Annotated in this window: 13 protein-coding genes; 8 read left to right on the forward strand and 5 right to left on the reverse strand. The window is 46.0% G+C overall.

Annotation, left to right across the window (positions count from 1 at the left end):
* Positions 1 to 24 precede the first annotated feature (24 nt).
* The 4 genes from speA (at position 25) to B2739_RS10270 (ending at position 5,015) form a co-directional block, all read left to right on the forward strand.
* The gene (gene speA, locus B2739_RS10255; protein WP_331345765.1) at positions 25 to 1,944 is read left to right on the forward strand and encodes a biosynthetic arginine decarboxylase; all 1,920 of its coding nucleotides are present in this window, start codon (positions 25 to 27) and stop codon (positions 1,942 to 1,944) included.
* 26 nt (positions 1,945 to 1,970) lie between these two features.
* Positions 1,971 to 3,170, forward strand: a complete 1,200-nt coding sequence (locus B2739_RS10260) for a saccharopine dehydrogenase family protein (protein ID WP_331345766.1) — start codon at positions 1,971 to 1,973, stop codon at positions 3,168 to 3,170.
* Between the two features lie 105 nt (positions 3,171 to 3,275).
* The gene (gene nspC, locus B2739_RS10265; protein WP_331345767.1) at positions 3,276 to 4,463 is read left to right on the forward strand and encodes a carboxynorspermidine decarboxylase; all 1,188 of its coding nucleotides are present in this window, start codon (positions 3,276 to 3,278) and stop codon (positions 4,461 to 4,463) included.
* 18 nt (positions 4,464 to 4,481) lie between these two features.
* Positions 4,482 to 5,015, forward strand: coding sequence for an RNA methyltransferase (locus tag B2739_RS10270; protein WP_331345768.1), 534 nt, complete (start codon positions 4,482 to 4,484; stop codon positions 5,013 to 5,015).
* Between the two features lie 76 nt (positions 5,016 to 5,091).
* Here the strand turns inward: B2739_RS10270 and B2739_RS10275 are convergent, their stop codons facing one another.
* Complete coding sequence (locus tag B2739_RS10275; protein WP_331345769.1) at positions 5,092 to 5,850, reverse strand: TSUP family transporter; 759 nt, start codon at positions 5,848 to 5,850, stop codon at positions 5,092 to 5,094.
* A gap of 35 nt (positions 5,851 to 5,885) precedes the next feature.
* Positions 5,886 to 7,262, reverse strand: a complete 1,377-nt coding sequence (locus B2739_RS10280) for a class II fumarate hydratase (protein ID WP_331345770.1) — start codon at positions 7,260 to 7,262, stop codon at positions 5,886 to 5,888.
* Between the two features lie 127 nt (positions 7,263 to 7,389).
* Here B2739_RS10280 and uvrB point away from each other — a divergent pair, with 127 nt between their 5' ends.
* Positions 7,390 to 9,402: an excinuclease ABC subunit UvrB gene (gene uvrB / locus B2739_RS10285; RefSeq protein WP_331345771.1), complete on the forward strand. Its 2,013-nt coding sequence runs from the start codon at positions 7,390 to 7,392 to the stop codon at positions 9,400 to 9,402.
* A 97-nt stretch (positions 9,403 to 9,499) separates the two neighbouring features.
* Here the strand turns inward: uvrB and B2739_RS10290 are convergent, their stop codons facing one another.
* Positions 9,500 to 10,747 (reverse strand): acyltransferase family protein, encoded by a 1,248-nt coding sequence (locus B2739_RS10290; RefSeq protein ID WP_331345772.1) that lies wholly within the window; start codon positions 10,745 to 10,747, stop codon positions 9,500 to 9,502.
* Positions 10,748 to 10,943: 196 nt separating this feature from the next.
* Between B2739_RS10290 and B2739_RS10295 the strand changes: the two genes are divergently transcribed.
* On the forward strand, positions 10,944 to 11,813 hold the full coding sequence (locus B2739_RS10295; RefSeq protein ID WP_331345773.1) for a LytTR family DNA-binding domain-containing protein: 870 nt from the start codon (positions 10,944 to 10,946) through the stop codon (positions 11,811 to 11,813).
* Between the two features lie 48 nt (positions 11,814 to 11,861).
* On the opposite strand, the gene B2739_RS10300 is transcribed toward B2739_RS10295, so the two are convergent.
* Positions 11,862 to 13,142 carry a DUF4124 domain-containing protein gene (locus B2739_RS10300; protein WP_331345774.1) on the reverse strand — a complete coding sequence of 427 codons (1,281 nt, stop codon included), beginning with the start codon at positions 13,140 to 13,142 and terminating at the stop codon, positions 11,862 to 11,864.
* A 210-nt stretch (positions 13,143 to 13,352) separates the two neighbouring features.
* Between B2739_RS10300 and B2739_RS10305 the strand changes: the two genes are divergently transcribed.
* Together B2739_RS10305 and B2739_RS10310 are read left to right on the forward strand one after the other, a co-directional pair.
* Positions 13,353 to 13,751 carry a hypothetical protein gene (locus B2739_RS10305; RefSeq protein WP_331345775.1) on the forward strand — a complete coding sequence of 133 codons (399 nt, stop codon included), beginning with the start codon at positions 13,353 to 13,355 and terminating at the stop codon, positions 13,749 to 13,751.
* Positions 13,748 to 14,437, forward strand: a complete 690-nt coding sequence (locus tag B2739_RS10310) for an HTTM domain-containing protein (RefSeq protein WP_331345776.1) — start codon at positions 13,748 to 13,750, stop codon at positions 14,435 to 14,437. The genes B2739_RS10305 and B2739_RS10310 overlap by 4 nt, the downstream gene beginning before the upstream one ends.
* Here B2739_RS10310 and B2739_RS10315 read toward each other — a convergent pair.
* Positions 14,432 to 15,529: a Gfo/Idh/MocA family oxidoreductase gene (locus B2739_RS10315; protein ID WP_331345777.1), complete on the reverse strand. Its 1,098-nt coding sequence runs from the start codon at positions 15,527 to 15,529 to the stop codon at positions 14,432 to 14,434. The two genes, B2739_RS10310 and B2739_RS10315, sit on opposite strands and share 6 nt — an antisense overlap.
* Between the last annotated feature and the right edge of the window lie 299 nt (positions 15,530 to 15,828).

Below are 15,828 nucleotides of genomic sequence, written 5' to 3' on the forward strand. Positions count from 1 at the left end.
TCGCACACAGTAAGAGTGAATATATTGAATACTTCCGAATCAGCAGGCCAATGGTCCGCACGTAAATCAGCCGAGCTTTATGGGGTTGATGAATGGAGTAATGGTTACTTTGGCGTTTCTGACAAGGGGGAGGTTCTCGTACGTGCACCCGGTGCAGAAGGTGATGCCAGTGTCTCTTTAATGGAGATTGTCGATGGGCTGCAGCAGCGTGGACTGCAAATGCCGGTATTGTTGCGCCTTGAAAACATTCTCGATTCCCGTATTGGCATCCTCAACGATTCTTTCTCCCAAGCGATAGAAGCGAGCGGCTACCGTGGCCAATATCGCGGTGCATTCCCCATCAAAGTAAACCAACAGAGTCATGTTATTGCCGAGATCGCACGTTTCGGTGAACGTTTCAACCATGGCTTGGAAGCGGGTAGTAAAGCGGAACTGATGATTGCATTGGCTACGTTAACCAACCGAAATAGTTTAATTATTTGTAACGGCTACAAAGATGCAGAATTTATTTCTTTGGGGTTGCAAGCACGCAAATTAGGTTTCAAAGTCTTTTTTGTATTGGAAACTCTCAGTGAGTTGCAATCGGTTATCGAGCGCAGCCGTGCGATGGATGTTGAACCATTGATTGGTGTGCGGTTGAAATTATCAACCAAAGTAGAGGGGCATTGGAGTGAGGACAGTGGCGACCGCAGTTTATTCGGGTTAAATACCAATGAGCTGGTAACGGTTATTGATACGTTGCGTGAGGCCAATTTATTAAATTGCTTTCAGTTGCTGCATTTTCATTTAGGATCGCAGATTCCCAATATTCGCAGCATACGTGCGGGTGTGTTGGAAGCCTGCCGTTATTACATTGAGTTGGTGGGTGAGGGTGCGCCCCTGGGTTATCTTGACTTGGGCGGCGGCCTTGCGATTGATTATGATGGTACCTGCAGCACCAACGGGCACAGTCGAAATTATTCAGTAAAAGAATATTGTATTGATGTGGTTGAAGCTATCCAGGAAAGTTTGGATGAACACCAAATTCCACATCCAACTATTGTTACCGAGTCAGGCCGGGCGACGGTTGCCCACACATCGGTGTTGTTATTTAACATCCTTGATGTCACTCATTTTGAGCCAACGGCAATGCCTGAGACTTTGCCGGCTGGCTGCCATGAAATGATAGAAAATCTCTGGCATACACTTTCCATTATTCGTTTGGACAATTTGCAAGAGTCGTATAACGACGTGATGTACTATCGCGACAAAATTCGCGATCTTTTTCACTCCGGCGATGTCAGTTTGCGGCATCGGGTGTTGGGTGAAAATATTTATCTTGCAGCATTACAAAAAATTGCAGCGCAATTGCCCAATATGAAACGCATCCCCGCTGAGTTGGAAAGCTTGCCGAAGTTATTGGCCGATATTTATTACGGCAATTTCAGTGTATTTCAATCTTTGCCTGATTCATGGGCAATAGGTCAAATTTTTCCAGTGATGCCTATTCATCGCTTGGATGAAGAGCCTACCCGCCAAGCCATCATTGCTGATCTAACTTGTGATTGCGATGGAAAGTTGCAGCGGTTTGCGACGGCAGAAGGTGAATCAACTACATTGCCCTTACATCCAATCAAGGCGGGAGAAGAATATTATCTCGGTGTTTTTCTGGTGGGTGCATATCAGGAAACACTGGGCGATTTACATAATTTATTTGGCGATACCAATGTTGCCAGTGTGCGTATCAATGCAGACAACAGCATTGATTTTGTCCACGAGTTGCATGGTGACAGTATTGCGGATGTGTTGAGCTACGTTGAATACAAACCAAATTCGCTTTATGAGCAATTTCGTAAAACTGCAGAGCAGGCAGTGCGCGATGGTGTTATCAGTGTTGCTGATCGCCAGGACATGCTTGCGGCCTATTCAGAAGGCCTACGTGGCTATACCTATTTTGAGAAATAAATTTTTACCTTAGTGGGAGACTAAACATGGCAAAAGTGCTGATCATTGGTGCAGGTGGTGTAAGTGGTGTTGTAGTGCATAAATGCGCACAGCTACCTGAGGTTTTTTCAGAGATTGTTCTGGCAAGCCGCACTGAATCAAAATGCAAAGCAATTGCCGCGCAATTAAATCGCCCCATTAAAACGGCACGGGTAGATGCCGATAATGTGCCTGAGCTGGTTGCATTGATTAATGCTGAAAAACCCGATCTGGTCATTAACGTTGCCTTGCCGTATCAGGATCTCACCATTATGGATGCCTGTTTGGAAACCGGAGTGGACTATCTGGATACGGCTAACTATGAACCGCTGGATACCGCGAAATTTGAATACTCATGGCAGTGGGCATATCAGGATAAATTTAAAAATGCAGGGTTAACGGCTCTGTTGGGTTCCGGTTTTGATCCCGGTGTAACTAATGTGTATACCGCCTATTTGAAAAAACATTATTTCGATGAAATTCATTATCTGGATATTATCGATTGTAATGCGGGTGATCATGGTTTGCCGTTTGCAACCAATTTCAATCCTGAAATTAATATCCGTGAAGTAACAGCGAACGGCCGCTATTGGGAAAGTGGTCAGTGGGTAGAAACACCGCCGTTGTCGGTTAATCAGGTGTTTGATTTCCCGGCAGAAATTGGCCCCAAAAAAATCTACATGATGTACCACGAAGAGCTTGAATCTCTGGTAAAACATTTTCCGGAAATTAAACGTGCGCGTTTTTGGATGACGTTCTCTGACAATTATTTAAAGCATTTGGAAGTGTTGGGCAATGTGGGCATGACCGGCATTGAACCCATTATGTTTGAAGGTCGCGAAATAGTACCGCTGCAATTTTTGAAAGCATTGTTACCTGATCCTGCGAGCCTTGGCCCTTTAACCAAAGGTAAAACCTGCATTGGATGTTTCGCACAAGGCCTCAAAGATGGCAAACCCGTCGCTATGTTTGTTTATAACGTATGTGATCATCAGGAATGCTACCGCGAAGTAAAATCCCAAGCGATTTCTTACACCACCGGTGTGCCGGCCATGATCGGGGCAAAAATGATTCTGGAAGGTAAATGGAAAAAGCCTGGCGTATGGAACATGGAGCAATACGATCCTGATCCTTTTATGGAAGACTTGAATAAATACGGTTTGCCTTGGCAGGTTGTTGAAGTGGATCCCAGCGCAATCAATAAATAATCGTTACCGTCAATAAACATATGCGTAGGTTGGGGTGAGGGACGAACCCCAACAGGCCTATACCGAACCTCAGCTGTCTATAGCGAATTCCAACTGGCGTGATCCATGAATAAACGCGAATACTTTACCCACTTTAATCCTGCACGTGTGCCGTCACCTTGTTTTGTGATCGACAAAGCGGCAGTGGAAGATAATTTAAAAATTTTGCACCGTGTTCAGCGTGAAAGTGGAGCAAAAGTGTTGGCTGCGCTCAAGGCATTTTCTTGTTGGAGTCTTGCGCCTTTATTTCGTGAGTATCTTTCCGGAACCTGCGCCAGCGGTTTGCATGAGGCGCTGTTGGGCCGTGAAGAATTCGGTGGTGAGGTGCATTGTTATTCTGCAGCGTACAAAGAGAGTGACCTCAAGCAAATTTTGGAAGTGGCTGACCATGTGGTATTTAATTCTGTATCGCAATGGGTGCAATTTAAAACGATGGCGTTAGCAGCACAGCAGCGTCGGCCGGAGCTGCAATTTGGTTTGCGTATTAATCCTGAGCACTCGGAAGGTACAACGCCATTGTACGATCCCTGTGCGCCTTGTTCGCGTATGGGCGTTCCTATTGCAGCGCTGGATGCCGCTATAGAAGTTGATTCGTCTTTCTTGCAGGGGATATCCGGCTTTCATTTTCATACGCTGTGTCAGCAAGATCTGCCACCGCTTGATCGCACATTGAGTGCAGTCGTTAGAAAATTTGGCAAATATTTCAGGCACATTAGCTGGATAAATTTTGGCGGTGGTCACCATATATCGCGTGAAGATTATCAGGTTGATGATTTAATCGATATGCTCAAAAATTTTCAGGCGAATTACGATCTGCAAGTGTACCTGGAACCAGGTGAAGCGGTTGCGATCCGCAGTGGTGTGTTGGTGACAGCAGTATTGGACATCACCTGGAACAGCATGGCGCAAGCGATATTGGATACCTCGGCAACCTGTCATATGCCCGATGTACTGGAGATGCCGTATCGTGCAGATATTTTAGGTGCAGGTTTACCAAATGAATTTGCCCACACATATCGTTTAGGCGGTATGACTTGTTTGGCCGGTGATGTGATTGGCGACTATTCATTTACGCAGCCTTTGCAAATTGGCCAGCGTTTGATGTTTGATGATATGGCGCACTACACCATGGTAAAAACCACTACGTTTAATGGCATTAATTTGCCTTCAATTGCTGTTTGGGATTCTCGCACAAATGAGCTGGATATTATCCGCGAATTTGGTTACAGCGATTTCAAACAGCGTCTTTCGTAATACTGGCTGGAATTTTTAATGCAAAAAACCTCTGCGTATATTGGCTTGGTTAATCCTAAAAGCCCAACTAATGTCGGCATGGTCATGCGCGCGGCAGGTTGTTTTGAAGTAGATGCCGTTTTTTATTCTGGTACCCGTTTTGAACGTGCCCGGAAATTTGCGACGGATACCAAAAATGCGCAAAGTAAAATTCCTTTAACGCATGTTGATAATTTACCGGAAGCACCTATCCATCGTGTATCTACTGATAATGAACCTGCCAATGGTATAAAACGGGTCGCAATTGAGTTGATTGAAGGTGCAACACCCCTGATGGATTTTGTTCACCCGGAGCAGGCGTACTATATTTTTGGCCCGGAAGATGGTTCATTAAAAAAAGAAATTCTGGACGCGTGCGATCACGTGGTGTACATCCCCACCATTGGTTGCATGAATTTGGCGGCGACGGTTCATGTGGTGCTGTATGACCGGATGAGTAAAGCGGGTAGGGATGTGATCGACCAAAGGCCTATTTCTGAAAATCGTGATGTGAACAATAAAATACGGATTTGAGTGCTCGTATTTAATTTTCGTTATTTTTTATTCCGGTTTTTTTAATTAAAAGTGTGCTTGGTTTTCATGCCGGGCTTTACGGCAGGGTTTTATAAAAATAATTGCCGAGCATAATAAAACATATTGTCACTATGAGTAGGCGTAATACTTTCGGATTCACTCTAAAGAGATAGTGCGATCCCATCCAGGCTCCAAGTATTTGCCCAACAATCATGGCAAAACCGGCCATCCACATAACCTGGTCCGCTAAAATAAAAACAATCAGCGATGCAATGTTGGTGGCGAAATTAAGTGGTTTCGCCATGGCGGTTGCCTTGATTAATTCCAGTCCACGTAAACTAACGCCCGCTAGTGCCAGAAAAGAGCCAGTGCCAGGACCAAACATACCATCGTAAACCCCAATGGCAGGAATGACCGTTTTTTGATAAAGCGCGTTAGATATTCTGGGCTGCCCTGAATCCAGTTTTAAATAGGGTGCGGCAATAAAATACACGGCGATAATGATCAGCACGAGTGGAATTACAAATCCCAATACAGCTGCGTCGATAAACTGTACCACCAGTGTGCCAACCGCTGAACCGATAAATGCAGTGATCATCATGGGGCGCATTTCCGCCCAGTGAATTTTTTTACGTTTAAATAATAAAAAACTCGATGTGCCAGAACCAAAACTGCTTTGGAATTTATTGGTGCCCAGCGCTGCCAAAGGCGGAACGCCAGAAACAACCAGTGCAGGAATGGTAATCAAACCGCCGCCGCCTGCAAGCGTGTCCATAAAGCCGGCCACTGCGGCTGCAAAGAATAGAAATACCAATACATCTAACGCAAAATCCATTATGGATTATTCCTCAATAGTCCAGTTATTAAAAATTATAATCCGCCGCGCGTTAATTTTTCCGGATTCAATAGCGCTTCCAATTCCTCACGGGTTAAATCAGTTTCTTCTTGTGCGATATCAATAATTGCCCGGCCTTCTTTGTAGGCTTTTTTGGCGATGACCGCTGCTTTTTCGTAACCAATGATGGGATTGAGCGCAGTGACTAAAATCGGATTTTGCGCGAGGCTTCTTTGCACATTCGGCGTGTTGACACTAAATGTGGCGATTGTTTTATCGGCAAGTTCGTTGCTGGCGTTGCTCAGCAATTCAATCGACTGTAAGAGGTTATAGGCGATTAATGGCAACATCACATTCAATTGGAAGTTGCCGGATTGCCCTGCAATGCCAATGCTGACATCGTTCCCCATCACTTGCGCGCAGGCCATGCACACTGCCTCTGGAATTACCGGATTCACTTTTCCCGGCATAATCGATGATCCAGGTTGTAATGGCTGTAAGCTGATTTCTGCTAAGCCTGCGAGTGGGCCTGAATTCATCCAACGCAAATCGTTGGCGATTTTCATTAAGCTGGTGGCGAGTGTTTTTAGTTGACCAGAGATAGCGACCGCTGTGTCTTGCGAACTCATGTGCGCAAAAAAATTATCGGCGGTAGTAAATGCCAATCCGGTTGCCTCACCTAAATGGTTTGCAAAGGTTTCTGCAAACTCCGGATGTGCATTGATCCCTGTTCCCACTGCTGTACCGCCTTGCGCCAAACGTAATAGTTGCGGCAACAACATTTGCAAACGCACATAGTTGCTTTCGATCTGGCTGGCCCAGCCGTTAATTTCTTGTCCAAAGGTGAGCGGCATGGCATCCATTAAATGAGTGCGGCCGGTTTTTACAACATCAGCCAAGGCCTCGGCTTTGCCGAGCATACTGGTGTGAAGTTCCTCCAGCGCGGGAAAGAGTTGTTGTTTGAGTGCCAGGGCAGCGCTGACATGGATGGCGCTGGGTATAGTGTCGTTGGAGCTCTGGCTCATGTTGACCAGATCATTGGCATGTACTGGTTGCCCCGCAAGGTCGCTGGCGATATGGGCGATCACCTCATTCACATTCATATTGGTGCTGGTGCCTGAGCCCGTTTGGAATACATCGACGGGGAACTGATTGGTGTAGTGGCCAGCCAAAATAGAGTCACATGCACTGACGATCGCCCACGCCAGATCACTGTCGAGTAAGCCCAATTGTTGATTCGTGATCGCAGCGGCTTTTTTAATTTGCACAACCGCTTGGATAAAGCGCGGGGGCAGGGTAAGGCTGCTAATAGCGAAGTTGTTGAGTGCGCGCTGGGTTTGGGCACCATAGAGGGCGTTTTTGGGTACTTGAACCTCGCCCATACTGTCGTGTTCGATGCGAAACTCGTTCATAGGGATCTCCTTTGGCTACTGACAGGCATTGTCAGTGTTGGGGATTAGGCTGCAAACCTCTACTTGGTTTTCTAGTCTAACCAGTATTTCGCTACAATCACGTTTTTCAGCACAGTATTGAGTCTTTATGTCCAAACAATTTGTTGTTAACAGTGAATTTGCGCCTGCGGGCGACCAACCTGCTGCTATTGCGGGGCTTGTGCAGGGTATAGAAGCTGGCCTTGCGCATCAGACTTTGTTGGGGGTTACCGGTTCGGGCAAAACATTCACTATCGCCAATGTGATCGCACAAGTGCAGCGCCCCACACTGATCATGGCGCATAACAAAACGCTTGCTGCTCAGCTCTACGGGGAATTCAAAGAGTTTTTTCCGAACAACGCCGTGGAATATTTTGTTTCCTACTATGACTACTACCAGCCGGAAGCCTATGTGCCTTCATCGGATACATTTATTGAAAAAGATTCCGCGGTAAACGAGCACATCGAGCAAATGCGCTTATCCGCCACCAAAGCCTTATTGGAGCGTAAAGACGCGATTATTATTGCCTCGGTATCGGCGATTTACGGTTTGGGCGATCCCGATGCCTACATGAAAATGTTGCTGCATATTGTGCGCGGCGAAAAAATTGACCAGCGCCAAATTTTGCGCCGCCTTGCCGAGTTGCAATACACGCGCAACGATATGGATTTTGCGCGTGCGACTTACCGCGTGCGTGGAGAGGTGATTGATGTGTATCCGGCCGATTCTGATATTGAAGCGGTGCGCATTGAATTGTTTGATGATGAAGTTGAACAAATTTCAATTTTTGATCCGCTTACCGGCGAAGTGCTTTATAAGGTTCCTCGATTTACCATTTATCCAAAATCCCACTACGTAACGCCGCGCGAGCAAATTCTGGATGCGATTGAAAACATCAAAGAAGAATTGCGCGAGCGTTTGGAATATTTGCGCGAAAACAACAAACTGGTTGAAGCGCAGCGTTTGGAACAGCGCACGCGTTTTGATTTGGAAATGATGCAAGAGCTGGGTTATTGCAACGGCATTGAAAACTATTCGCGCTATTTGTCGGGCCGCAACCCTGGCGAGCCGCCACCGACATTATTTGATTACCTCCCACCTGAAGCTTTATTGGTCATCGATGAAAGTCACGTAACCATTCCACAAATCGGTGCGATGTACAAAGGCGACCGCTCGCGCAAAGAAACGCTGGTTGAATATGGCTTCCGCTTGCCTTCCGCGTTGGATAACCGCCCGATGCGTTTTGATGAATGGGAACGCATCGCCCCGCAAATGATTATGGTCTCGGCCACGCCCGGAAAATACGAAGCAGAAAATCAGGGGCAAGTGGTTGAGCAGGTTGTACGCCCAACGGGTTTGATCGATCCTGAAATTGAAATTCGCCCGGCAACAACACAAGTAGATGATGTGCTCTCGGAAATTCGTTTGCGCGTAGAGCAGGGCGATCGCGTGTTGATTACGGTGCTCACCAAACGCATGGCAGAAGATTTAACCGAATATCTGGGCGAACACGGTGTGCGTGTGCGTTATTTGCACTCGGATATCGATACAGTTGAACGCGTTGAAATTATCCGCGATTTACGTTTGGGGCAGTTCGATGTGTTGGTCGGCATTAACTTGCTGCGTGAAGGTTTGGATATGCCGGAGGTGTCGCTCGTCGCCATTTTGGATGCGGACAAAGAGGGCTTTTTACGTTCAGACCGTTCACTCATCCAAACCATCGGCCGCGCGGCGCGCAATGTTAACGGCAAAGCTATTTTGTATGCCGATAGGGTTACCGGCTCCATGCAGCGCGCTATTGATGAAACCGACCGTCGCCGCCAGAAACAAATTGATCACAACACCCAGCACGGTATTGTTCCCAAAGGCATCAACAAAAACATTACTGACATCATGGAGAGTTCGGTTGTTCCCGGCGCCGGCGGCCGCAGCGCGCGCAACAAAGCGCTGGCGATTGCAGAACGCAGTGGCAAGTACAAAGTTGAGATCAATCCAAAAGATATTTGGAAAACCATCGAGCTTATGGAAAAACAAATGTTCCAAGCCGCAAAAGATCTGGAATTTGAAGTGGCTGCCAAATTGCGCGATGAAATTGAAAAATTAAAGAAGCAGGCGATGTAGTAAAACATCGCCGATGAGTTTGCGGTCATGGTTGACCGCACAGAGATTTTGTAAGTTGTTGATGTGGGTACACTTGATAGCGATGGAAAAATAGAATCTATCCGGGCTTATGTGGGGCGTGGGGATTAATGCCGAACACTATCCGTAGCCCGGGTATTTTTTTGAGGATTTCAAACAAAATCCAACATCCCGCTATAACCAGTGTTATTACCGCGATCGGCTCAAAAAGACCGCCTAATGTGAGTGGTGCCAGCCAATAAGCAAATACGATGATTAACGTCTGGTGCAGAATATAAAAACAAAATATGCCTGAGTTCAGATAGCGAATTAACGGACTGCGTTTGTTAAACCAGTGTTGCCCCCAAGCGGTGACACACAATATCCAAAGCCAGCTGTTGGCGCTCCACAATAGACCGTTCACTTCCTGTGCGATGAATCCTTCGCCTAACATTCCACTGACTAACTTGCCACCATGAAAAGCAAAGAGCGTGTAGCTGTAGTTTAATAATCCAATGATCAATAAATGCCAGCGGATTGTTTTTATACTTTGCCAAAGGGCGGGAATTTGCACTAAAGCAAAACCCAAGACAAAACTCAAAAATGAACGGCCATGGTTAAACCAATCTTCTACCAAATTGTGGGTAACCGGGTTATTGGTATAGAGCAGTGCACCGTTGAGATAAAAACCAGCGATAGGGAGCAACACAATCGTTGTTAAGGTTATCCGTGCAGAAAACCAGCGCCATACCGGTTGCATAGCCTTGCTAATTAGTAGTGGATAGAGCATTGCCATTATCAAGGTATAAACAATCAGATAGGGTAAATACCACAGGTGATTCCATGTGAGGTGCATGCTGCCCAAGGTTTTGTGCTGCTCAAATTTGGCGCTTTGTTGATCCAGATAGGCGTACCAGAATTGCCAATAATTCAATTCTTCCATGATGTGTTGGGACTTTGCCTCTATATAGACTTGCGGTACGACGACCACCAGCATGCCAAAGAATAACGGTAACAATAAGTAACCAAGACGTTTACCCAGCGCTCTACTAATACCCGGCGCTCTACTAAAAGAGTTGTCACGATTGCGTGGTAAAAATAATGCCAGTGCAGCTCCGCTTATAAAAAATAATAATGACATTCGCCATTGGTTTGACCAGAGCATCACATTGGCTAAGGCTTCACTTTGATATTGGCTTTTATAATGCCAACCCCAATCGGCAACGTAGAGCATGCCCGTGTGATACAGGATCAATAGACCAAATACGGTCACACGCAGGCCATCCAATTCATGCAAACGATGAGTTACATCAGGCGTTAATCGGGTTGTCGGTAATTTTTCAGGCATCAATTTTTACTTCCTGCAATACACGTTGAACCGCTATGCTAATCGGCAGCAGCGCGATGTGATCGCTCAAGTGATTGATCTACATGAATTTGTGACAAGCGGCAGCAGGCTGTGACGGCAATGTTTAATCATTCAAACTATCGGTCAATCAGTTAATCTATCCATCAGTAAAAATAAGTACCGCAAAGAGAGAACAATGAGCAACACATTATCTGCACGCTACCAACAACACTTTTTGGCGCATCCTGTGTTATGGGGTTGGATCTTATTAAGCGGTTGGTTTGGTAGTAATGCGTTGGTATTGGCAACCACTAAATTAATGGAAATGACGCGAGAGGGGCATCAGGTTCCTTTTTGGAAACCTCTTTCTTGGGAGTTTTCCAGTGCCGTTATGATTTTACTGTTAGTACCTGTGGGGGTTTATATTCACGACCGTTGGTTAGCAAATCTGTCGCTGAAGTGGTGTATCGGGTTGCATGTATTACTGACGCTACCATTTTCGTTATCCCATATAGCGGGCATGGTGGGTATTCGCCACTTCTGTTACTGGCTGATGGGTGAACAATACCATTTCGGCAATATTGCATCTGAGTTGTTATACGAGTATCGAAAAGATGCGCAAACGTATTTGACCCTGTTGCTGGTGATTTTTGGTTTCCGTTTGATTTATCGCCGCTTACAAGGTGAAGCAAGTTATTTGATGGCAGAAGCAAGCACGGAGCAAGCTGAGTCAGAGAAAAGCCCGGAGATGCTGTTAATTAAAAAGTTGGGACGTGAGTTTTTAATCAAAACAGCGGATATTGAATGGGTTGAAGCCTCGGGCAATTATGCCAATTTGCATGTTCGGGGCAGCATTTATCCTATGCGGATTACCATGGATAAATTGGAAACTTTATTGCCTGCTGATTTTGTTCGAATCCATCGTTCGAGTATTGTCAACCTGCATCAAATCCAACAGGTACAACCTTTGGATTCGGGGGATCATGAAATCACCCTGAAGGCAGGAAACACGTTGATATTGTCGCGACGTTATCGCGATAGTTTTAAACGTGTGTTGAGTTTATAGAAAGTAAATCGGGCGCAATTCATTGCGCCCATTGATTTATTATATCGATCAAAGCCCCTGACAATCCCCAACCCAGTGTGCTTTGTCCAATGATGTGCGGCATTCCCAATCGATGGATTGGCCATTCATGATGGGTTTTGGAACGAGTTGCAATACTTCATTTTCACCAAACGTGGATCTGTCCAAGCGCAAATGCAATACCCCACCTAAACGCAGTTCTGCTTGTTCTATTAAATCTTTTTGTATCAAGTCACCAGAACTTAAATCGATATCGGAAAAACTGCTTGGCCATTTTCCAGTTTCAGCATAGTACTGCACTATGCTGATGCGTACGGGGCTTACCAATGACATGGCTTCTGCTAATTTTGCTTTGTTTACCGCATTAAATTGAAGTTTGTCGGCGAGGCGGCTAAGCATTCCACCGCTATCGCTTGGGGACGGTGTTTCTTGTTGAGCGATAGTCACGGTTTTGATTTTGGATTTCGGCGTAAGCAGCTCAACAAACGTTGGATTGGCAATAAGATTGGTAATGGCTTGTTCATACGCGGCTGTTGTCAGCCTTGATATGTTGCCGGGGTAACCATCGATCTCATTTGCAGAACCTTCGGCTATAGTGTTGAGCAGCACCACATCATCTCTTGAGTGGGTGATGGTAATTCGTAACTGCAGCCAGACATTGGCTTTGTCAAAATGATACCCGCTGATTTTATCCAGATTGCCTGAAATACTGGCTTTCTCAAGTCGCTGGGTACAGGCATTAATACGCATATCTGTGATGTCCACATTCAGCTTGAGTGGTGGATTTCCCTCTTCATCCATAACGCGTTGCGGGTTATCGAGTGCATAAGTGGCGCGCTGTGAACGAAATTTATAAGTATCGAACACGCGGCCTTCATCGCGATAAAGATCATCTGACTCGGGCAAGCTGTTCTTATAACGTTTAATGTATTCCCCATAATTCACCGCTGTAGGTGAAACGCAATCGCCACCAAAATAAAAATAAGCAAAATTGGCAGGGCTGCGCAGTGCAGCTAATTGATCCAATGCTAATTCACTTCGCAGTAAATACAGGGAAGGGCGTGTGTTTTGGTAACGCTTGGCGGGGAGGGACTCTACCGCTTTTGCCTGTGGCATAGTGCCGAGATTCAGATTTTGTGCTTGTGCAGAGTCAGCGATTTTCTTATCGGAGTAATGCACTTTACCTTGTGCATCGGTGTATTTATAGATTTCTGCATGTGCAGTACTCGCCAAGTAAAAGCTGAAAGGTATACAGAGTGAGGTCATGAATTTAATGGGATTAATCAGGTTCTTGGCCGATAACAGATTCATGGTATTCCTTTGGTGTTTAGTAAAATTATCTCTATTATTGGATGCATCGGGTTTGATTCAATGCTCTGGCTTGCGCATACAAAAATTCAACGTAATGCAATTTAGGTGGAAAACTACGGGAAGGCAACATTCGCTGTGAAAATCACCAACATGATAAAACTATTATTGCCGATACTTTTCCCGTCGTGGCGGTTCTTCAGTAGTGTGGGCATGTCGCCACGTTTTGATCTGGGGTTTGCGGTAGACGAGGCAAACCTGCCAGCGGAGTGGATTCCTTTTCGCCCTTTACATGAACGGCTATCACTTTGGAGCGCGCTTAAACATTTGGCACATAACCCGCGCTGGAATGAGCTTTTGTTTATGAATTCTTGTGCAGAGCGATTATTTGAAGGTGGCGATATTTTTTATCGCGAGGAAATTGCGCAGCACCTGCTCATGGCAATTGAGTCAGGTGAGATTGCGGTAAAAAATCCGGCGCATTTTATGTGTTTCAGAATTCGCGCTATTTATTCGGACGATGCGCCAGCCCATTGTATAGGGCCGATAAAAGAAGAGGTTGTGTTGTATTCCGGTTTTTATGCTTTGCCCAATAAGGGGCAACGATTGTGACATTGGATCTGGCTGTCCGGCTAACGGAAATAATGTTGGGCTTTGCATTTTTGCAGCAAAGTTTGGAATTTTTGCGTGCACGCGGTGTTGAACAAAAGCTGGCTTTTTTGCGCGTGGCGCTTGCGGTACTGTTAATTGCGGGTGTTTTTCCGCTATTGATCGCTGGCACTTTACTCTTGACTAGTGTGTTATTGATCTGGCGTTTCCGGGGGCCCTATAACGGTGGCAGTGATGCCATGAGTGTGTTGGTATTGTTGTGTATAGGGTTATCGCATCTTGCACCTTCTACTTTGTGGCAGGAAATTGCAGTGGGTTATGCAGTACTGCAATTAATTCTGTCGTATTTTCAAGCGGGTTGGGTCAAGTTGGTAAATCCTGAGTGGCGATCCGGCAAAGCCTTGCGCGAAGTATTTGGGTGGTCTGCGTATCCGGTTGCGCATTCGCTCAGACACTTGTCCGAGCGGAAAACGTTATTATGGTTTGCATCCTGGTGTGTGATTGTTGCAGAGCTGTTATTTCCACTTGCGCTTTTTTACCAGAGTGCACTGATTGCAGCATTGATCTGCGCTGGTTGTTTTCACTTGGCCAACGCAGTGCTGTTTGGTTTGAACCGTTTTGTATTGGCTTGGATCTCGGCATACCCTCTGGCGTTGTGGTTTCAGGAACGGCTGGTGACTCTGTTATAACACTACTCGCTTGCCAGTTTTAGCGGCTTTAAAAATCGATTCAAGTATCACAATATCTTTCATGCCTTCTTCGCCGGGAACCAGCACCGGCGATTTGTTGAGAATAGCGAGAGCATCATTATCCATTTGTCGCGCCTGTTGATTGTGGGGCGAAGGCGGTAGGATTATTCCATCACTGGTGCGGCCTTGTACTCCGCTATAAGATTGGAAAGGCTTTAATTCGTACCAGCCTTTTTCGCAATCTGCACGCAAGTGATTCATTGAGCGCGCATAACTTGTTGCGCATTTCGCATGTGCACCGCTTGCAAATTCCAATTCAAATTCGGTGGTTTCATCCACATCTTTGTACACGGGAGTGGTTGAATTCATTCTCGCGGTCACGGCGACAGGTTCCTCGCCGGCGGTGTAGCGTGCAGCATTTAATGGATAAACGCCCATATCGTACATTGCACCGCCGCCCAGTTTTGGATCGGCGCGCCAGGAATAACTCGCTCCGGTGCCGTTGTATCCCGCTTCTGCAATAATCGTTTGGATATTACCGTAGGGTTTTTGTTTGGCGAATTGCATAATGCGCTGTGTATTTTGTTCGTGCTGCATGCGATAGCCAATGGTCAGCTGCACTTTGTTTTTCTTGCAGACATCAATCATGGCTTGGCATTCTTTTGCGTCCATTGCCATGGGCTTTTCACACCACACGTGTTTACCGGCATTGGCAGCAATTTCGGTGAATTTTTTGTGTGTTCCTGTAGGTGTTACCACATACACAACATCAATGTCCGGATTGTTCGCCAGCTCATGCATGTTGTCGTAATTATAAATATTGTAATCAAGCAGCCCATATTGCTTTTGCCAAAGCGGGATTTTTTCCGGGGAGCCGGTAACAATCCCGGCAAGATAACAGTGTTGCGTAAGTTGTAATGCAGGTGCAAGCAAATCGCGACTGTAATAACCCAAGCCTAGCAACGCGACTCCAATTCGTTTTTTAGGGGAGTTGCTGGCAAATAGCGATGGAGCACTGGCTGCAAGCCCGACAGCTGCAAAGGCTTTCAAGAGGTCGCGACGATTAATGTCCCTCTGGTTAAATGTTGCCATGATCTTTCTCCGCGAATGTTATTGTTTTAGTTGTAATCGCCTAAGGCGAGCTGTGCAAACCACTAAACAAAACATTACCAAACGTTAAAAAATCTAAAAATATCAAAGGGCTGGTTTGCATAACTGCAGTGAAGGCGTGCATTTAGCGTCCAGTATGGAATGTATGGGGTGGGGGTATAGAGCAGTGAAAGGGACCTAACCATGAAAGCGTGTGGTGTAAGCACTGCGCATCACTGATAAACTGCGCTGCTCATGGGATCTTATGGTCCTGTATTTGATTCCCCATAGCGGCGCTTTTT

It is taken from the genome of Cellvibrio sp. UBA7661 (assembly GCA_002483365.1).
Classification (GTDB): Bacteria; Pseudomonadota; Gammaproteobacteria; order Pseudomonadales; family Cellvibrionaceae; genus Cellvibrio.